This is a genomic window from Bacillus stratosphericus (assembly GCF_020524495.1).
Lineage (GTDB): Bacteria > Bacillota > Bacilli > Bacillales > Bacillaceae > Bacillus > Bacillus stratosphericus_B.
Genome location: NZ_JAIVLB010000025.1, coordinates 1 through 19,371 on the forward strand (window position 1 = coordinate 1; position 19,371 = coordinate 19,371).

Genomic DNA, 19,371 nt, shown 5'->3' on the forward strand with positions numbered 1-19,371 from the left:
TTCGGCACAACGTGCCGACCTGTTTCTCTAGTTGTCTTTTAGATTGATTCTGAGTCAGCTCCTTTTTCCATCTATAATACGAAGTGCGTAAGATGCCTAAATGGACACAAATGTCCTGTCCAGCCTTATGCCACCTCACCCATGTCTGAACCTGCGTCTTATTCTTGATATTCAATTCCTGCATGATCTCTTTCATAGGTACACCTGCCAATCTCATTTCTACAGCCTTCTGTTTGACTTCAACTGGATAACTCACTCTTGTCCCCATAGAAAAAACACCTCCTTGTTTTATTTCGGATCACAACGGTCCGTTTTCAAACTTGAAGGTGTTTTTTATTTGTCTCTCATATTATGGGGTCAGTCCCGCTGATCAGAGCTTTTTTCTTTATTTCAAAAATTCGAGTATGAGTTTGTTGACGACATCTGGTTTTTCATGATTAATCCAATGAGAAGCATCATCGACAAAAATGAGCTGTCCATTTGGACAAATCTTGATTGTTTCCTTCGCCAGCTTTCTGCTTAGAAACTTGTCTTCCATTCCCCATATCATACGAACAGGAACTAGAATCCGTTTTGAAATCGGCTTTTCAAAGCCGCCTTTTTTGATAGCCCGATACCAATTCAGCATTGACGTCATGGCTCCTGGCTGTGTCCAGGCCAGCTTGTAGCTTGAGACATCTTCCTTCGTGAATAAATGAGGTCGAGCCGTCAGACCCATGGCTTCGTCCAGTCTTTGAAAGTGATTTTCCTGAAGCGCTGCCTCTGGTACATTGGGAAACTGAAAGAAAGCGATGTAGGAGCTCTTTTTCCACTGTGGCGGATAAAAAGGGAGAACCTTCATCATCACTCGCGGATGCGGCATATTCACAATGATTAATTTTTCTACATATTGAGAACGTGTAGAAGCCAAATGCCAAGCAACAGCTCCTCCCCAATCATGTCCGCCCACAATGGCCTTTTGATTTGGACTCAGCGTCTTTATCAATCCCACGATATCATCTCTCAACTGACCTAATACGTATGATTCGATTCCTTCTGGCTTGTCACTTAGATGGTAACCCCTTTGATCAGGAACAACGACACGATAGCCTGCCTCAGCCAGGGGCATGATTTGATTTTTCCAGCCGTACCAAAATTCTGGAAATCCATGCAGCAGCACAAGTAGCGGGCCATTCTCAGGTCCAGCCATTGCTGTATGAAGCCTTACACCATTTGTTTGGATAGATTGAAACTCAATTTGTTCCATTCCTTTGCCACCCTTCTCCTTGCCTTTTATTCTTTCAACATAGCATATTTTCCATTCTTCAGAAAATAAAACATCGACGCAAAACGTAAAGAAACGATTGAACACGTTTTTGCGGATGCAAAAGAAAAGCATGGTATGCGTTGGACGAAACTTCATGGACTGAAAAAAGATTTCAATGAAAAAAGTTTCAATGCAGGCGATTCTTACTTTCGTTGACATGAATCTTAAAAAGCTAGCAAACTGGACATGGAGACGACCATGTCCAGCGTAAAAATAAGTGAAAACCCCACTTTCACTTGAAGTAAAGGAGGGGGTTTGTCTACTCTCACACTAGTAAAGGCTTTTGTCTATTTCATATAATTCAAAATCCAGATCAATCCATTCCTCCGGTCCTGTACTTGTCCGTGAAGTGCGCCAAAGAACGTATCCTGTAATTCCACCAGTACATCCCCGTCAGCTTCAAGCGCTTCATATACAGCCTTTAATTCTTCTTCATTGTCAAACTGCATGATTAACCTGAGATTCTCCGGCTTTAATGTGCGACTAAACGTATCTGAAAAGTGGAGCAGTGATTCGCCAAGGTGCAATTCAGCATGTAATACACGGTCTTGATGTTCATTTAAAATATGAATATCTCCGCCAAAAATCCCTTGATAATATTGAAGAGATTCTTTTACATCTTCTACTACAATATAAGGACTAACGCTGATCATATCCCTCATCCTCCTCTTGTTCCATACATTAACTCTTATCCCAAATCGTAAGAAAAAAGGCACAAATCGTCAATGGATTTGCACCTTTTTCTCATCATGATTTCGCTAATTCACTATGTTTATTTGAATACGCTGCGTACATGACGACACCAATTAACAGCCATACACCGAAGTAAAGCCATGTCCGTCCTGGTAAATTGAACATGAGGAATACGCAGCAGCCCATTGATATAATCGGTAATACTGGCACAAAAGGAACCCGGAATCCCCTTTCAAGCTGCTGATGCGTCTTTCTCAAAATGAGAACAGATAAGCTTACCATCGCAAACGTCAATAATGCACCGATATTTGCTAAGTTGGACAGATCCTTCAAATCAATAAACCCTGAAATAACAGCTGTCATTCCGCCAATCATCCATATGCTTGCAACAGGTGTATCACTCTTGTTTGTTTTTGAAAACACTTTAGGCAAAAGCCCATCTCGACCCATCGCATAGGCAATTCTAGTTGCCGCATAATTATTGGCGAAAATCACAGCCATCAATCCAATGACGGCACCGACAGAAATAATACCAGCCACGCTATTTTGATGCACACTTAGCAGTACATAGGACATGGCCTCTGTCACATTCAACTTTGTATAATGCACCATGCCTGTCATAACCAAACAAACAACAATATAGATGATCGTACAAATGAGTAATGAACCAATTATGCCAATTGGCAGGTTTCGCTGTGGATTTTTCACCTCTTCCGCAGAAGCAGAAATCGCATCAAATCCTAAAAAGGCAAAAAACACAGCAGCTGCACCGGCAATGACACCTTCTACGCCAAACGGCATGAACGGCTGCCAATTGGCTGGCTGTACATAAAAACTGCCTACTACAATGAAAAGAACAATAATGCCAAGTTTCACAAACACCATAATATTATTGAATTTTTTACTTTCCTTCGTTCCTCTAGATAGGATCCACGCAATCAGTAAAGCAATGATAATCGCTGGCAGGTTCATATATCCGCCTTGTTCTGGCCCCGATAAGAATTGATGGGGAATCGAGATTCCAAACCCCTCCAGCAGACTATTGAAATAGCTGGACCAGCCACTGGCTACAGCCGAAGCCGTCAGCATATAAACAGACAATAATGTCCAGCCCATTAGATGGCCCACGAGCTCCCCCATTGTTGTATATGAATAAATGTACGCACTGCCGAACACAGGCAGCGCTGAAGCCATTTCTGCATAACAAAGTGCTGCTAAACTGCACACAATCGCTGCGATCGCAAAGGAGAAAATAACAGCCGGTCCTGCATCCTTTGCTGCTGTAATCCCGGTTAACACCATGACCCCCGTCCCGATCACAGCCCCTATCCCAAGGAGCGTTAGATCGAGCCCGCCCAGTGTTTTCTTTACTTTTTGCTGTCTACTCTGTTCTAACAAATCGTGAATGTGTTTCTTACGAAAAATATGTCGCAAACCCTTTCCCTCCAAAACGTTAGAAAAAAATCATTCAAACTTCATTATAGCAGAATACGTCCCAATTCACGTAAATCTTTTTTCATAATTTTACCAAGCTGGTTTTTTGGCAGTTCCTGCGTGAAATGAATGGACGGAACTTTGTAATCTGCCAAACGCTCCTGGCAATAGTTTACAACATCTTGTTCGCAAACATCGACAAATTCGTCTTTCACGATATACGCACATGGCACTTCACCGTATAAGTCGTCTCTTACACCTATGACAGCTGATTCAATGACACCTGGAATTTGATTAATGACTTCCTCCACTTGGTCAGGATAAATATTATCTCCACCGTACAAAATGACATCTTTGTATCTGCCTGTGATATAAAGAAAACCCTCTTCATCTAAATATCCTGCATCTCCCATATGGAACCAGCCATTTTTGAGCACCTTCTCAGTAGCGTCCGGCTGATGGTAGTAGCCTTGGAAATAAAATGGGCTTCTCATGACAACTTCTCCAATTTCTCCAGCAGGCAGTGTCTCATTTGTTTCAGGATGAACAATTTTCACTTCTATATCCGCATCGACTTTACCAGCAGACCCCATTTTATCTTCACCCATCGCAGGATACCATGCACTGACAACCCATGCTTCTGTACTACCGTATCCATGCATCATTTGAATGCCTGCTTCATTGTAGTCCTTAATCAAGCGTACTGGCACCTTCGTACCACCAGAAAACGCAATTTCTAAGGACGACAGATCATACGTACCACGTTTCATCTCTTCTAACATGTACGTATAAGCTGATGGGAAGGCCATCATAAACGTAATTCTTTCTTTTTCAATCGTTTCTAAAATACGTTTAGGTGTTGCATCGTGTAAAAAGACAAGCGTATATCCTTCAATGGCAGCTGCAATAAGATGATTGATTGAGCTCATATGATACAGCGGGTGACTCGCCAAATATCGTTTTCCTTTTAGGTCAAACCCTCGATTCCTATGTCTCGTGAAAAATTGATAAAGTCGTCCATGTCCCACCATACAGCCTTTTGGGTTGCCTGTTGTACCAGATGTGAATAGAATCATTGCTAGATCCTCTTCTGAAACCTCTTCAGCAAGATCACTTCCATCGTTTGAAGCCAGAAGATCTTCAAACAGCTGTGTCGTTTTAGCATTCACACCGGATTCTACCATTAGACAATCCTCTAAAGACACATTCACAGCGTCAATGATGTCAAGAAATTTTCGGTCAAAAAATAAAGCCTTTGGTTCTGCTTTTTTTAAAATGCCATCCAGCTCAAAAGAGGTCATCTGCCAGCTAAGTGGTACTGCAACTACACCTGCTTTGATGACTGCTAGCATAATCGTCGAAAAATGATGATGGTTTTGACAAATAAAGCAAACACGGTCACCTTTTCGAATTCCTTTACGATGTAAGTAATGAGCCAACTGATCAATGCGTTTTGCATATTCTTCAAATGTATAAGACACACCTCCGCCAGTAACCGCTTCAATTTGTGAAGAGCGTGCCATTCTGTCGTTTAGTAATGCCTGTAAAGTATTCAATATCTTCATCTCCAAACGTTTGATTTCCCATAGGCAATTTCCAGTGAATTGGGTTGACAGACTTTATCTTATTAACATTCTAAAATAAAAATAGACTAGTGTAAAATTATTTCATTTTGGAATTTTTATTTTTGTTAATTGATAATATAAGTGATTTTATAGACGTCTTCTATTTTGGTTTAAATGATGATGATTATTATGATAAGATAGACCTAGTAATTGATCGGAAAAAGCGAATGCAATAGGAAAAGAGGTATGGAGAATGCAACATTTCGAGCTAGATGCAAGTTTGTTAGACCATGCACTGACAAAGTATTTAAAGGCAACTAAACAAATAGATGAAGAGAACATTCCGAAAAACGTCACGAATATCAAAGGGTTTATTTTACGTATCATCTACCGCCATCAATCATGTACCGTCAAAAATATTCTGCAGGAAGTTTCATTATCTCCCTCTGCGACAACAACCGCTCTCAATCACTTAGAAGATGAAGGGCTGATTATCCGCTCTAGAAATAACAATGACCGCCGTACTGTATGGATTACACTCTCTGAACCGGGTGAACAAATAGCAAAGCAAATGATCGAAAATCGGCAATTGCTTGTGAATCAACTGTTCAACCATCTATCAGAAGACGACAAAAAAACATTTTTTGAATTATTCGAAAAAATGATGGATGAGCATACATTAAAGGCTTAGGAATACTCCTAAGCCTTCTTTTTATGGCTGTAAGATGACCTTTATACAATCATCCTGTTTTTCATTGAATATTTGGTACGCATGAACGGCATCATCTAATGGCAATTGATGTGTGATAATGGCTTAGGGTCAATCTCACCCGTTGTCACTTTTTGATAGAGCTTTGACATGTACGCTCTCGCAAGGACTTGTCCCATTTTCCCGTTTCTAGCGAAAAAGCACATAATGGGAACATATTATATATACCGCCATACACACCGGTCAGCTGAACCTTTCCACATTTCCGAACTGCTTTTGTAGCAATTTGAATCGGTCTACATATGGATCATCCGAATAGGCGACGCTTTCTTCAATACGATGGATGACCTATAGCGCTTCTTTTCCATTTGGAAAGTAATAATAAAGAGATCCCTTAGGTGTGCCGCTCTCTCTAAATCCTTGTTTACGTAAAAGAAATGCAGACGTTTTATTGATTCAATAACTGTTTTATCCCTTTCCAAATCGAGGATGACTCCATTTCAGCTGCAAGCCTGAGCAGACAGTCCTCTTTTCCTTTAGGCGCTGTCACCTGTACACCTAAAGGCATGCCCGCTTGCGTGAGGTGTACAGGGACACTCATAGATGGCTGACCTGTTAAGTTGGCAAGCTGTGTAAATGGTGTGTAGGTCAGACTCTTTAGGAACATGTCATAAATGAGATCCTGCTGCGCTTGCATTGAAAGGGATGACACACGTAACAGTGCGGCTATTTCCTGATCGGTATGCATAAGCTCACCAATCTTTGGAGCCGAATAGGCAGTAGCTGGTGTTATATATAGATCGTAGGTTTGATGAAATGCGGCCATTTGTGCAGCGGCCATATCCCACGCATCAAGACTTTCTGTATAGTCAGCAGCCGTCACATTCTTTCCAGCCTCCGCCAGCACCCATGCCACAATGTCTGTTTCCTCCGGTTTCACAGGCCGCTCGAGTGAACGAGCCAAAGACGTAAATAATGCAGACATTTCTCCGCTGTTCATCACGTAATATTGCTGCATGAGATGAACACCATCGATTTCTGGCTTCGCTTCCTCTATTTGATGCCCTTGTTCACTTAGCCATTTCACCGTTTGCAGAACCGCCTGCTTCGCTTCCTCACTGACCTTCGTGCCAACAGGAGAGTCTACACTGTAAGCAATTCGCATAGAAGATGTGCGTTTCACAAGATCCTCTTGATAACTGCCGTCATATAACGGGGTTTGGAAAGCGGCTTCTGGCTGAATGACCTGAAGCAGATCAAGAAGTGCTGCACTGTCTCGAACTGTCTTTGTAAGCGTAAAGTCAATAGAAGCCCCTTGCCACTGTCTTCCTGCACCTGGGCCTACTGGCGTTCTTCCTCGTGTTGGCTTGAGTCCGAACAAGCCAGTAAAGGATGCAGGGATACGAATGGACCCGCCGCCATCACTTGCTCCACCCGCAGGTACGATGCCGCTTGCCACAGCTGCAGCCGTTCCGCCGCTTGAACCTCCTGGAGAATGTGCAGTATTCCAAGGATTTCTTGTTGGACCATGCAAAGCGGACTCTGTCACATTTCTCAAACCGAATTCCGGTGTGTTTGTATGACCGATCATGAGAAGCCCCGCCTGCTTCAATCGATGGACAAAGTGGGAATCCGTTTTCGCCTTGACATCCTTTAACAGCATAGCACCGGCCGTCAGCGGTTCATTTTCCAGCCCTTGCGATATATTTTTCAGCACAAACGGAACTCCCGCAAACAGCTGATCCGCCTCTAATTGCTTGATGTCTTTTAATACTTGATCCTGCCTTATGTGAATCACCGCATTTAGTTCTGGATTGACTTCCTCCAATCTAGCAAATGCAGCTTGTACAAGCTCCTCTGGCGTTACCTGCTTTTTCCGTAAAAGTGCTACCAAGCCAGTCGCATCATATGTCATATACTCTTTTACGTTCATCGGCATGTCCTTCTTTCTCTTATTATGCTTTCTCTTATTATGCTCTCTCTATTGTCTACTAGGATTCTATGAATTTCAATTTCAGGATACCTACAAAAAAACTTTCTGTCCAGAATATGAATTTCTAAATATCCCTCTAGTTTCTCCGATGTAATAGAGAAAAAAAGACGGAGGTCATCTCGTATGCAAGGAGTCTTTGCCTTGATACAAAAACGATTAAACCGTATAAAGGTCTGACTTAAAAAATCGATCACATCTTCTGACCATGTTCAAAAGTCGTTAAACTCTCCGGCAGTTCATCTTCATCCAAAACAAACCATTTGGAAGAACGAGAAGATCAATAATCAAAACTTCAAAAGTGACCCTCTGATCCTTGAACCACGAACATCTTGGCTTTTAGCGTCTGGTGAAAACGAAGAAAGAACGGAAGCTCATCCCCTATGATATGTATTAAAGTTTTTTGTGATGTTTGCTCTCATGAAGTTTTTCATTTCTTGTGCTACAATTGTGAGTATAGTGTTAAAAAAGGAAGAACCGTCCATGCTTTTTAGGGTCTTTTCGCTTTATATATTCACAAATCCTTCTCCAAACACATCACGCACGTCATGAACAACAACGAATGCGTCTTTATCGATTTTCTTGATAATTTTCTTTAGGCGCATGAGCTCTTGCTTTTGAATGACAGCGTAGAGAATTTCTTTCGATTCCTTTGAGTAATGACCTCGACCATTTAAAATCGTCACGCCTCGGTCAAGGGTGTGATTGATTTCTTCGGCAATATCATCTTTACATGAAGAAATAATCGTGACCGCCTTTTTCGTGTTGAGGCCTTCTATGACGAAGTCCATAACCTTTGTGGCCACGTAGAGCATCACAATGGTAAACATTAATTTTTCCGCACCAATAATAAAGTAAGAAGCAAATACAACGATCAGATCAAAGAACAAGATGGCATAGCTCACGTTCCAGTCTAAATACTTGTTGGCAATTCTTCCAAGAATGGCTGAACCGGCCGTTGTTCCGCCGGCTCTTAATACAAGACCAATCCCAATTCCGATAATAATCCCTGCGAAAATAGCACCAATGATCAATTCATGTACATTCACCACCCATCTTGTGGTTAGGTGTAAAAATAGGGAATTACTTGCGACGGCGACCACTGTGTAAATTGTGGTCTTCTTATCCAAATATTTATACCCTACAACCAATAAGATGGCATTAAACACCAGGTTTGTCAGCCATGGTGCAATCTCAAATAAATAATAAAAAATGATGGATAGCCCCGTCACGCCGCCTTCACCAAATTCAAGAGGAATGACAAACATGTTCACAGCTGCTGCAAATAAAAAAGAACCAATGAGAATCATAACAATATCTTTTACACATTTTTTCAATTTCTTCTTTCCTCCTTTTTTAAGCATATAAAAAACCCTCTTTCTGCACGAAAGAAGACAGTTTTTGGACAAAATAAAATCAAAAGAAAGTGACTTTTGATGCTGCTTTCTGAATTGAACCTTTCCATAATATATATCTCTTTTTAGAGGCTGTCAATGACTTGGTTTTCTATTATTTTGACTGCATTTTTATGCACGAAAACCCGCATGGTCCTAGTACTGGCAGTACAGTTGCTCGATGCATTTACAGTCAAGTTCTTTGCAGAATCAGAGTTTAAGTTTTCTAGCATTAAAGTGATGGCAATTAATCTATTTATCCTTCTTGGTGGAGCTGCAATGTTTGGCTTGATTCCTGTGGAAGAACCCCGGTGTGATCAAAAGTCCATTTGTGTTGGTTTTTGATCGAATCGGCATTCCTTATGCCGCAGACTTCATGAATTTTGTCATCCTGACGGCGATCTTATCAGACGCAAATTCGGGGCTAATCGCGTCGTCTCACTTGTGACATTTGAAGAAAGCTTGATGTCGTTTAAAGTGAACGTCACTGGGACGATATCGTAATAATGTATAGATTGTTGTATATACGGTATCCTGCACCTGGAGAAAGAAGCAATGATAGAAAGAATGCAAACATGATTTTTTCCATCTAAATCCTCTTTTTTTCCTACTTTATTACTATATACAGTAACAAACAAAAAAACTTCCCTTTTTAGAAAGGGAAGCACTTAAGCTATTTTTTCACGACAACTTTCACTGCTCGACTTTCTCTTTTTCTCACATCGGAAGCTGTCACGTATAAGATGGTTTTTGCTTTTTGCGGCTTAATTTTGGCTGTAAATACGCCCTTACTATTGGTTTTCACTGTTTTGATGACTTTCTTTGATTTGTTTTTCACTTTAATGGTCAAGCCTGCACCCGCAGTCCCTTTGACCGTTTTACTTTTGACCGTTACTTTGCCCACCTTTGGCTTAGCTGGCGCTTTGCCCTTTTTCACGACAGCTTTGAGAGAAGTAGCGGCCTTGCCTTTTGAAATCTTGAAGTGAAGCACTTTATTTTTGTTCTGATGCTTGATCTTCACACTAAAGATTCCCTTTTTGCTGGCCGTGCCTTTTCCAAGTAGTGTCTTACCTCTATACACAGCAATGGTAGCGCCTGCTTTCGCTTTTCCTGTCACCTTTTGATGCTGATCCTCTACTTTGTTGACAGAGGCATTCAGTTCAACAGCACTTAATGCAGCAAATGCATTCAGTCTGCCATGTCCTGTTATCCAATCGACACCAGGAGTTTTCGGATCGACAATTGGTTCTTCGTTTTCATCATAGAAAATGTCATCTTTTCCATCAACAGATGTAAATGAAATATCATCTGCTGTACTTTGCAAAATATTCCTTACTTGATTCGGTTTCAAGGCCGGGTTTTTCGAAAGTAGTAATCCTGCTGCTGCTGCAACGTATGGTGTAGCCATTGATGTCCCGCTAAGATATGAGACATTCCCATCCGGCATTAAGCTTGGAATATCTGATCCCGGTGCTGACATGCTCAATCCTTTGCCATAGCTTGAGAACTCAGCGACAATATCCATGCGGTTGCTTGCGCCAATCGCCATTGCATATTTAGAGGTCGCAGGATAGTCCATTTCTGGAATACCATCGTTTCCGCTTGCCGTTACCACTAGTACATTCCTTTGTGCAGCGTAGTTCATCGCATATTCAATGACCCTGCTGTAGTAGCCGCCGAGACTCATGTTGATGACCTTTGCGCCTTTGTCCACTGCATGCTTAATTCCAAGTGCAATATGCTCTGTATCTCCAAACCCATAGGCATCTAACACTTTGACCGGAATGATGCCAGTATGTTGATTCAGCCCTGCCATAGAGTAATGATTATCAGCTTTTGCTGCAATGATGCCTGCCACATGAGTACCATGTCCATTGTCATCAATTGCATCTTTGTTTCGTCCAATCAGATTAGCACCTAAGTCCGTGCGAACGGTTCCGCTTAAGTCCGTCAAACGACTGTCAATACCTGTATCAACAACAGCAATCAACGTTTGCTTCATTTTACTTGTGCCAATCAGGGTATTCATTTGTTCAAACTTGATATCAGCGCCTTTTTTCCCGCTGTTTTGTGCACGGTTTTTCAGAGGCCACTGGTAACCATATTGCACGTCATTGCTGAGCGCACGATAGGTTTGCACAGGCTCTGCAAATTCAACATTCGGAATGCTTGACAGCTTTCTCGCCGTGCTTTTGATCACCGCTTTGCCTGCTTTTAGTGTTTTTCCGGCTGACTCTTGCCCTGCTGGAACATCATAGACATACATTCCTTTAAATAAAGGACTCACTGACTGTGATGTCACACGGTTTTCTTGGATTCCATAGCTTTTCATCTTCTTTTTCGCAGATTGCAGCGCTTGGCCATCCTTTAATTTAAAAATAATTTTGTTCGTTTTGATCTTTTCTTCTGGTACAAGCTTTTGCTTCTCCAGTACATAACCAATCGATTTTCCTTCAAGCTGATCGAGTCCCATTTTTTTACTGACTACTTCTAATTCCTTCTTTAAATATGCTGGGCTTGCATCTTTGAGCATACCAAAAAGGGAGCGGATCGCCTGTTGTTCTTTCTCTGTGACGATATGACCGCTGAATGCACCATTTTTATCTACGTCATTTAGCAGTGATTTTAAAGTAAGCAGGTAATTGTATACCTTTTGCTGCTCTTTTTGATTCTTAATGAGCTTAGATTTAAGAAACGGCTTTGTTTTTTGAAGCAGATGCGTGAGCTTCTGACCATCTGCTGTTTCATTAAAACGTTTGTCTTCAATCTTACGAATCGATTGAAGAATTTCACGCCCATACTTTTTCTCAAAAATAATAATTTCAGGCTCTTCTTCTTCAGGGAAAATCGGTTCAGATGGCGGAAGATTGGCTCCTTTATACCCGATTGTATAAGCTGCATCCTCTTCCTCATCTCGGCTGTCTTCCTCTGACCCTAAGTAGAGCACTTTGACATAATAAGGACCTGACCATGCATGTGGGAAGTTTATGTCTGCCTCTCCGCTTGCTGTATCCACACGATATCTTGAATAGGTGTCATCCTTCATCGCTCTATCCTTACTTGGATAAACCGATACGGACAACATTTGCTTACTTTTCACATGAATCCGCATATGTGTATTTTTTGCAACCTCTTGTGAAAATGGTGTGATTTGATACCATGACTCATCCTTTTCATTCTGTAATGTACCTGAGATGACTTCACCACTTTTTAACCCAATGGCTTCATTGACATTTGTTCCTTTACTGATAGCTGATGCCTCGTATCCAGGTAATGCTGCCATGCATAGAATGATGGCCATGAGTACGATCACCCAGGATTTGAACTGCTTGTTGAACATGAAAAGACCCCCTTATCTTTTACAATACCTTGGAAGAATATCACAAAAAGACATTAAGAAGAATCTGTTTTTTACATAATTAAACTTGTTTTAAGCTAGGATTTGAGATAATCAGATGGCAAGACTGATTGGTTCATAAAACCTTTTACCATTTCAAACGGAAAATGATGCTAGTTAACCATGTCGAAAAAAGCCCATTACAATCAAATTGTCAGCGCTTAACAAACAAGAGAGAAGGGATCAGCTTGTTCCAAAGAGCATGTTTTTACACAAGTTAAACTTGGAAGCCCTGACGCGATGGCAAGACTTTGTGAATAACAAATGAATATAGTCTGCCATTGATACATGCAGACTACTTTCGTTTAATCTTCGGTTCAGCTTTGAATGTGGATTGAATCATTTCCTCTGTCACCTTGACCACATCATACAAAACCTCTTGAAGCAGCATTTCCAGCCGCTCGTTAACCGATGATCCTCTAGGCGGAAGCTCTTATCAATTAACGCTTCGTCCACTGGGTCTCCGGGATGCCTTTGAAAGCGGCCTCTGCCCATGACGACAATTTCTGTTCCCTGTTCATCTATCACACTAATGACATTATTGGTTAGAACCTTTTGAATCTGCATCTCCAAACACCTCCGTCTATGACCAATAATCTTCACTCAAAATATGCTATCGATATTTCTACTTCTTCCTTGCTGGTCTGATCCTCCATCAGCCTGCATACAATACTCCAAGGAGGTGGCCGTCTATGAAGGCTTTTTTTTGGTCAGCATCTTTTTTATTCATGCTCATTCTGAGCCTCGTTTTTCTAGGAATGGTTTTTTGGCTTAGTGGACAAGGCTTGGATCAGCTATGGAGATATCTGATCATCTCACTGGTTACAGCGGCCGTTTTACAAGGGGTAACCACTTGGCTGAAGCGTCATGTCATGCATAGCTCATCAAAATAAAAAAGGCTGCCCGTAACGATCAGGCAGCCGTTTATTTTCTTGGCGGATGCGGCTTCTTGCTGAGAGGTACGCAGTTCATCATTAATTTTTTTCGCATCTTCTAACTGTTTCAAATCCACTTTTGAGGGAGTGTTTGTCACTGCCAAGATAGGAAATAGCCAAGTAAATACACAACCATCCTAATCAGCCAGGACAAAACAGCACCAGGGCCGGCAATTAAGCGGGCACGCCATGCGCCGAAGAGCCACCCTGAACCAATGATTGAGTCAATACCTATCATCATTAAGGCGAAAGTTTCCATCCTACGATACAAATAATTCATGTTCATAAAATATAAAGCATGGTCGAGCAAGAACCTTTCTTTGTAGCAATATGAAAAAACTGAACATGTATCATAGAAAAAAGGATAAAAGGGAAACCCTTCTATCCTTGTGAAATGGCTTGTTCTTTTTCAATCACAGCTAGTCTTTCTTGCACTTCTTCCTCAGATAAATTGTGCTGTTTCACATAAAAGTTACGTTCACTTGTACGGCATTCATGGCTGCAGCTGCGCATGTATTTGTGCTCATTTTCTTCTGTTGTAATCATTTTGCGGTTACATGCAGGGTTCGCACAGTTCACATAACGCTCGCAAGGCTCACCAGAGAAGAAATCTTTTCCGACAACCACGTGCTCTGTTTGGTTGACTGGCACTGTTAAACGGTTATCGAATACATAACATTGACCGTCCCATAGCTTGCCTTGGACTTCCGGGTCTTTACCATAAGTGACAATTCCGCCGTCAAGCTGAGATACATCCTCAAAGCCTTCACGCTTTAACCAGCCTGAGAATTTCTCACAACGTACGCCGCCTGTGCAATATGTCAGGATCTTTTTCCCTTCAAGAATCTCTTTGTTGTCACGAATCCAATCAGGTAATTGTCTGAATGTCTCGATGTCAGGGCGCACCGCACCTCTAAAGTGACCAACATCAAATTCATAATCATTACGCGCATCAATCACGACGGTATCAGGTGATTGCATTTGCTCGTAGAATTCGATGGGACTAAGATGTTTACCTGTCATTTTTAACGGATTCACGTCATCTTCAAGGCTTAAATTCACCAATTCATTGCGATGGCGGACGTGCATTTTCTTAAACGCATGACCATCCGCTTCGTCAATTTTAATCGGCATAGATGCAAAGCGTGGGTCTTCTTTTAACGCTTGCATGTACTTGTCCGTTTGCTCAATGGTTCCAGAAACCGTCCCGTTTAAGCCTTCTGATGAAACGAGAATACGTCCTAACAAACCAAGCTCTTTACAGAAGGCTAGATGCTCTGCCGTAAACGTCTCTGGGTCCTCAATGGGGACGTATTGATAGTAAAGTAATACACGATATTGTTTTTCCATATATATAAACACCTCTTAAAGTTATTGAAAATATACCATCGTTTATCATACAGGAAATACATACCCAAAGGCAATGTCATCGGCTCAATTCCATAAAGCGGATATACCAATCTATTTCATCAACTAAAGGGCTAACATACAGGTCATTTTAGCCCTTTATCAACAAACAGAAGCACAGGATCGGATTCCTGTGCTTTTCTTCAATGTTAAAAATCAAAGTTATCTGGGTCTGGACCTGTCCGCTCATTAGTTGATCGATAACACTCATCTCATTTGCGGACAACTCAAAATCAAATACTTTTGTATTTTCAATAATCCGGCTCTTTATCACAGACTTCGGAATAGTGATAATGCCGTTCTGCAAGTCCTAGCGAAAAATAACTTGGACAGCCCACTTACCATGTTTTGCAATATCTGAAGTACCGGATGATTGAGGAGCTTTCCACTGCCTAATGGTGCCAATCTTTTCCATGAATTCCCTTCTCCCTGCAATAGTCACGCAAAGGCTCTTGTGTAGTTTCGGATGCAGCTCAATTTGATTTGACACCGGTACTACTTCAGCCTCACCTAACAAATCATCCAGGTGATGCTGATGGAAATTGCACACACCAATTGCACGAACTCATCCATAATGATAAGGCTTCTCTAGTGCTTTTCCCGTCTCTTTATACTTGCCTTCAACCGGCCAATGAATTAAATAAAGATCTAATACATCAACTTTTAATCCGAATATATGAGTCTGCCGATCATGTAAAAGTTGGATACTGTACACAGACAGAAAAAAGCCAACAAACCTTTCTGTCAGACCATAGTAACTCAAACCCGATTTATATAAGATGATTAAAGAACATATTGATATAGATTAGTTTTGACAGTAAAATTAATGATATACTTAAGTATGCATTTCACTTGTCTGGTAATTTCATTCATAAATTAGGTTCATAATATACATTACATGAGGTTTGGGAAAAGTCCATTCCTTTATCTCAAGATTGTTTTTTCGAAAATAAAAAGATATACAGTGAGTGAGTATGAAAATAGACATCATCATGTCCCATTTATTTACTAGAATAAAACAAGAAAAAATTTGTTTAACAGAATTAAGAACTAATAATTTTATTATTCAATTACCTAAACAAAGTTGTATTAACTATATTATATTTTACAACAGCTCAACGAGGAGAGGTAGAAAGTGTCATACGCATCTAATAAAAATGGAAATATTGTTTTAAATGGTGAGTTTACTGATTTCAACAATGGGAAAGTTATAAATAGAAAAAAAATAATGTTATTCAAAAAATTTTATATATATAAAACAAATCAAAAAGTCATTAAAAACAAAAAAACTGACAATAGGATTGAGATTTTAGAAATTCATGAAAATGACAATAGAATTCAAGGAACTGTACTTGTGGTATACCTAGACCCTTTAAACACCTTATCTTTTATCATAATTAAAAAAGATCACCCACTATTAACTATGGAACAGATAATAGAAAAAGCTGAATCTAATCCTCCACAAAGATTAAAAACAATTACAATCGGTGATAATTTTTATATTTTTGGTGTAATTCGCTTTAAATTTGCTAATATGAAAAAAATTGATATAGCTATTGGATATGATAAAGCTTTAAATTTTAATTTCAAATATTTTTTCTCTAAAAATACCCGTGAAATGTTTTCAAATGTGACAAATAAATTAGGATTATTTGTTCATTTTGGTTATGTTAAAATCAAAAAACAAGAATTGTTAGACAAATATATACAATCAAGTGAGATAAATTTGCCTTTGTATATTAAATCTACGAATAAGGAGAATTTAGACTATTACTACCCTTTGAAATTTAATTATAGAAATACTTATAATGTAAAACACTATGTTTATAGCTCTAGTAGTTATAAATTGAATGAAAATATTGAGTTTTTTGTAAGGAAATCTATAACGGGTCAAATGGTATTAGTCATGACCGATTACATAAGTGTAGTAACAAAGTTTAAAGAAAAATTAGCTTGGTTAATTTCTAGATTCGGAAGGCAAGAAAAATATGATGTTTATTTTGAAAAATTCTCTAAGAACGCAGGCGAGTCAGCTTTTGAAGTATTTAAAAAATCAAAAGCTGAAAATGATTCATTTTCAAAGTTTATCTTGGATAAAAATCACGAAAGATTTTTATCTTTTAAAAAGCAATACGGTACAAACAATATTCTAGCCCACAATAGCTTCAAGTCTTTTTATTATATATTTAAAGCCAAAAGGTTTATTTCTTCTGATTTAGTAAGCCATGTACAAAGAAGATTATATGATAATAGTCAAAGTATCAAAAGAAAGATATTAAGTAATAATAATAAAGTATTCTTACAACACGGTGTCTGTCTTGCCACAAATGTTTTTGAAAGAGGGTATTTTAATAAAAAAGTGCCTATTTGTCCAGATTATATTGTTACAAATTCAAAACTTGAATCGTATTATTTTAGTAAATATCCAAAATTTAGCGATAATCAGCTAATTGAAAAAGGGGTTCCTAATTTAGATTTATATGTTAAAAATAGAAATACAGATAAAAAGCAAATTACTTTTATGTTAACTTGGAGACCCTGGGATGTTACCGGAAAAATAGAAAAAAATTCTTATATAGACCGGTATTTGCAATTTTTAAGGATTGTTAAAACTGATCCTTTTTACGAAGATAAAGTAATCAATATTACTTTACATCCAAAAGCAGGGCTAATGCTTGAAAATCAATTTCCAGAAACATATGATCAAATTAAAGATTATGTATATCAAGGTGATATAAAGGATGCCCTTATTAACTCCAAGGTGGTTATTACTGATTACTCTTCAATATGCTTTTATGCCTTTGCTGGGTGCAGTAATATAATCTTTTTTTGGGGTGATAAAGAAATAGCAGAACAAGAATATGGAGCCCCAAATATATTACAAGATAATAATCGTTTTGGAGATGTTGTTTATCATATTGATAGTACATTAAATAACTTTATAAAAAGAAATTATAACCAAAACCAACCTCAAAAATATATTGATAGATATAACAAATTAGTGGAACATAGTAATGGAAATAACACTGAAAATGTTTATAATGAAATTAAAAAATTAGGATAGTTTAGCACTAATAATTTTTATTTCGAAATCTTACTTTATACAGTAGTTAAACCCCACGTTAGCGTGGGGTTTCATTTATTTTCACCCTAGACAAATAGCCCTTACCAATATTATGTGAATAGGATTTATATCTTTTCCTTCCAAGCCTTTAAGAAGCGCTCAATCACCTGTAATTCATCTTCATTAAACTGATGGAGGAATTCTAAATAGGATGTCACTGCTTTTTCATGAAGTTCATCATGCAGTGCCGCCAATTGTGTACCTTCCTCTGTTAGTGAATAATAGACCGACTTCTTATCACCTTGCCGATGGTTATAGTTTACCATGCCTTTTTCGATCAGTTTTTTCACAGCCTTTGTAATGGCTGGCTTTGACAGTTTCAGTTGCTGTGAAAGAAATGTATTATTTGATTCGTTTGGATTGGCTTGAATCATCGATAAAATGTGAAGCTGTGTGAGTGTCCAATCTTGCTTGAGTGTTTCAGTCGTGGTAATCAGTGGATCTGTTGGATCGTTCCGTCTCTTTTCCCTATGCATAATCAGATCTTGAATCGCTTTTAATACAATCTGCTCTTTTGTTTCCATCTGAACCTCCACTCTTAACTGGTTAATAAAATAATACTAATAATCAATAGAGGAGTCAAAAGAAATGTGAATGCGAGAAAAATAACGGTCCATCAGACCTGATAATTATGAGTACTTTTTTACTAGATTACACGATATATCACAGCACCTTTTCCTTTTATTTACTATCCTATATAATGAAAAAGGGACGATTTCGTTCTATCAAACAATCATATGCTCTTTGAATAACAAAAAAGGAGAGGTGTCTCAGGTGGCTCTCCTTTCCCCTTGATATCTTTTAATGATGAGAATGTGTTTGTTTCTATTTTTTTTGTTTGTTTTGTAAGACATCCTTTTCCTCTTCAGTCAGCTGACCAATAGCAATTCGTTTATACAGACCATCCTCGGTCCCTCTTTTCAGTGTGGCAAACAAGCTAGCTGCGGAGAGAATATATGAAGTAAGAACGAATAAAAATGAATGTACACTCATTCACCTAATTGGTACATTTAAAAAAAAGGAGTTGATGGAATGATGGTTCAACCAGGTGATCAATTTCAAACAAGCAGAACCTATACACATGAAGACGTGATTCAATTCGGCAGATTGACAGGCGACCTAGGCAAACACCATATGGAGCTGGATGACCAGGGCAGGCGAATGGTTCATGGCTTTCTCACAGCAAGTCTGACCACTAGGCTTGGCGGTCAGTTTCATTTTATTGGTCAAGACATGTCATGTACCTTCATCCGCCCCGTTTATACAGGTGATACGATTACCTGTCAAATAGCCGTCACCAAAGTGGAACCCCTTGAACAATATGACCGTGTTCAGCTTTTTTCCCGCTATATCAACCAGCATGGTAAAGAAGTCATTACTGGAAAAAGTGAAGGTGTGATTCTGAAATAGAACACAA

15 protein-coding genes and 8 pseudogenes are annotated in these 19,371 nt (G+C 39.3%); 5 read left to right on the forward strand and 18 right to left on the reverse strand.

The genetic code is table 11. The features are described from left to right. Positions 1-268: pseudogene (locus LC033_RS11105) on the reverse strand (IS3 family transposase); the annotation flags it as partial. A gap of 117 nt (positions 269-385) precedes the next feature. Continuing rightward, positions 386-1,246, reverse strand: a complete 861-nt coding sequence (locus LC033_RS11110; protein WP_226568315.1) for an alpha/beta fold hydrolase — start codon at positions 1,244-1,246, stop codon at positions 386-388. Between the two features lie 69 nt (positions 1,247-1,315). Between LC033_RS11110 and LC033_RS11115 the strand changes: the two are divergent. Beyond that, positions 1,316-1,517 (forward strand): annotated as a pseudogene (locus LC033_RS11115) (transposase); the annotation flags it as partial. Between the two features lie 76 nt (positions 1,518-1,593). Here LC033_RS11115 and LC033_RS11120 read toward each other — a convergent pair. From LC033_RS11120 to LC033_RS11130, 3 genes are all read right to left on the reverse strand, one after another. Further along, positions 1,594-1,959 carry a VOC family protein gene (locus tag LC033_RS11120; protein WP_226568316.1) on the reverse strand — a complete coding sequence of 122 codons (366 nt, stop codon included), beginning with the start codon at positions 1,957-1,959 and terminating at the stop codon, positions 1,594-1,596. A 94-nt stretch (positions 1,960-2,053) separates the two neighbouring features. Next, the gene (locus LC033_RS11125) at positions 2,054-3,433 is read right to left on the reverse strand and encodes an amino acid permease (RefSeq protein ID WP_226568317.1); all 1,380 of its coding nucleotides are present in this window, start codon (positions 3,431-3,433) and stop codon (positions 2,054-2,056) included. Between the two features lie 44 nt (positions 3,434-3,477). Further along, positions 3,478-4,989 (reverse strand): class I adenylate-forming enzyme family protein, encoded by a 1,512-nt coding sequence (locus tag LC033_RS11130; RefSeq protein ID WP_226568318.1) that lies wholly within the window; start codon positions 4,987-4,989, stop codon positions 3,478-3,480. A 262-nt stretch (positions 4,990-5,251) separates the two neighbouring features. On the opposite strand from LC033_RS11130, the gene LC033_RS11135 reads away from it, so the two are divergent. Beyond that, positions 5,252-5,689: a MarR family winged helix-turn-helix transcriptional regulator gene (locus tag LC033_RS11135; protein WP_226568319.1), complete on the forward strand. Its 438-nt coding sequence runs from the start codon at positions 5,252-5,254 to the stop codon at positions 5,687-5,689. Between the two features lie 21 nt (positions 5,690-5,710). Here LC033_RS11135 and LC033_RS17285 read toward each other — a convergent pair. The 5 genes and pseudogenes from LC033_RS17285 to LC033_RS11150 form a co-directional block, all read right to left on the reverse strand. Next, a pseudogene (locus LC033_RS17285) lies at positions 5,711-6,002 on the reverse strand (glutathione-dependent formaldehyde dehydrogenase); the annotation flags it as partial. Between the two features lie 56 nt (positions 6,003-6,058). Then, positions 6,059-6,163, reverse strand: a pseudogene (locus LC033_RS17290) (TetR/AcrR family transcriptional regulator); the annotation flags it as partial. Beyond that, on the reverse strand, positions 6,156-7,640 hold the full coding sequence (locus tag LC033_RS11145) for an amidase (protein WP_226568321.1): 1,485 nt from the start codon (positions 7,638-7,640) through the stop codon (positions 6,156-6,158). The gene LC033_RS11145 and the pseudogene LC033_RS17290, both read right to left, overlap by 8 nt. A gap of 262 nt (positions 7,641-7,902) precedes the next feature. Then, a pseudogene (locus tag LC033_RS17040) lies at positions 7,903-8,003 on the reverse strand (DUF402 domain-containing protein); the annotation flags it as partial. 200 nt (positions 8,004-8,203) lie between these two features. After that, entirely contained in the window at positions 8,204-9,034 is an 831-nt protein-coding gene (locus LC033_RS11150) for a YitT family protein (protein WP_226568437.1), read from the reverse strand. Positions 9,035-9,244: 210 nt separating this feature from the next. Between LC033_RS11150 and LC033_RS11155 the strand changes: the two are divergent. Then, positions 9,245-9,536: pseudogene (locus LC033_RS11155) on the forward strand (hypothetical protein); the annotation flags it as partial. 228 nt (positions 9,537-9,764) lie between these two features. On the opposite strand, the gene LC033_RS11160 reads toward LC033_RS11155, so the two are convergent. From LC033_RS11160 to LC033_RS17045, 6 genes and pseudogenes are all read right to left on the reverse strand, one after another. After that, positions 9,765-12,431: a S8 family peptidase gene (locus tag LC033_RS11160; protein ID WP_226568330.1), complete on the reverse strand. Its 2,667-nt coding sequence runs from the start codon at positions 12,429-12,431 to the stop codon at positions 9,765-9,767. A gap of 408 nt (positions 12,432-12,839) precedes the next feature. Then, entirely contained in the window at positions 12,840-13,055 is a 216-nt protein-coding gene (locus LC033_RS11165) for a CAT RNA binding domain-containing protein (protein ID WP_226568332.1), read from the reverse strand. Between the two features lie 298 nt (positions 13,056-13,353). Continuing rightward, entirely contained in the window at positions 13,354-13,494 is a 141-nt protein-coding gene (locus LC033_RS11175) for a hypothetical protein (RefSeq protein WP_226568441.1), read from the reverse strand. Positions 13,495-13,544: 50 nt separating this feature from the next. Continuing rightward, positions 13,545-13,703, reverse strand: a pseudogene (locus tag LC033_RS11180) (amino acid:proton symporter); the annotation flags it as partial. 101 nt (positions 13,704-13,804) lie between these two features. After that, the gene (gene trhO / locus LC033_RS11185) at positions 13,805-14,773 is read right to left on the reverse strand and encodes an oxygen-dependent tRNA uridine(34) hydroxylase TrhO (protein ID WP_226568336.1); all 969 of its coding nucleotides are present in this window, start codon (positions 14,771-14,773) and stop codon (positions 13,805-13,807) included. Positions 14,774-14,979: 206 nt separating this feature from the next. Beyond that, a pseudogene (locus tag LC033_RS17045) lies at positions 14,980-15,497 on the reverse strand (aldo/keto reductase); the annotation flags it as partial. A gap of 468 nt (positions 15,498-15,965) precedes the next feature. Here LC033_RS17045 and LC033_RS17050 point away from each other — a divergent pair. Then, positions 15,966-17,894, forward strand: a complete 1,929-nt coding sequence (locus tag LC033_RS17050) for a CDP-glycerol glycerophosphotransferase family protein (protein WP_226568338.1) — start codon at positions 15,966-15,968, stop codon at positions 17,892-17,894. Between the two features lie 125 nt (positions 17,895-18,019). Here LC033_RS17050 and LC033_RS11195 read toward each other — a convergent pair whose 3' ends face one another. Together LC033_RS11195 and LC033_RS11200 are read right to left on the reverse strand one after the other, a co-directional pair. Next, complete coding sequence (locus LC033_RS11195) at positions 18,020-18,478, reverse strand: MarR family transcriptional regulator (protein ID WP_099679444.1); 459 nt, start codon at positions 18,476-18,478, stop codon at positions 18,020-18,022. A 301-nt stretch (positions 18,479-18,779) separates the two neighbouring features. After that, a complete protein-coding gene (locus LC033_RS11200; protein ID WP_226568340.1) occupies positions 18,780-18,947 on the reverse strand; it encodes a hypothetical protein in 168 nt (55 codons plus the stop codon). 42 nt (positions 18,948-18,989) lie between these two features. On the opposite strand from LC033_RS11200, the gene LC033_RS11205 reads away from it, so the two are divergent. Beyond that, positions 18,990-19,364 (forward strand): hotdog domain-containing protein, encoded by a 375-nt coding sequence (locus LC033_RS11205; RefSeq protein WP_226568439.1) that lies wholly within the window; start codon positions 18,990-18,992, stop codon positions 19,362-19,364. The last annotated feature ends 7 nt before the right edge of the window (positions 19,365-19,371 follow it).

Bases quoted from the DNA above. Each gene is read 5' to 3' on its own strand.
- LC033_RS11110 (WP_226568315.1), bottom strand. From the start codon at position 1,246: ATGGAACAAATTGAGTTTCAATCTATCCAAACAAATGGTGTAAGGCTT.
- LC033_RS11120 (WP_226568316.1), bottom strand. From the start codon at position 1,959: ATGATCAGCGTTAGTCCTTATATTGTAGTAGAAGATGTAAAAGAATCT.
- LC033_RS11135 (WP_226568319.1), top strand. From the start codon at position 5,252: ATGCAACATTTCGAGCTAGATGCAAGTTTGTTAGACCATGCACTGACA.
- LC033_RS11145 (WP_226568321.1), bottom strand. From the start codon at position 7,640: ATGAACGTAAAAGAGTATATGACATATGATGCGACTGGCTTGGTAGCA.
- LC033_RS11160 (WP_226568330.1), bottom strand. From the start codon at position 12,431: ATGTTCAACAAGCAGTTCAAATCCTGGGTGATCGTACTCATGGCCATC.
- LC033_RS11165 (WP_226568332.1), bottom strand. From the start codon at position 13,055: ATGCAGATTCAAAAGGTTCTAACCAATAATGTCATTAGTGTGATAGAT.
- trhO (WP_226568336.1), bottom strand. From the start codon at position 14,773: ATGGAAAAACAATATCGTGTATTACTTTACTATCAATACGTCCCCATT.
- LC033_RS11195 (WP_099679444.1), bottom strand. From the start codon at position 18,478: ATGGAAACAAAAGAGCAGATTGTATTAAAAGCGATTCAAGATCTGATT.
- LC033_RS11200 (WP_226568340.1), bottom strand. From the start codon at position 18,947: ATGAGTGTACATTCATTTTTATTCGTTCTTACTTCATATATTCTCTCC.
- LC033_RS11205 (WP_226568439.1), top strand. From the start codon at position 18,990: ATGGTTCAACCAGGTGATCAATTTCAAACAAGCAGAACCTATACACAT.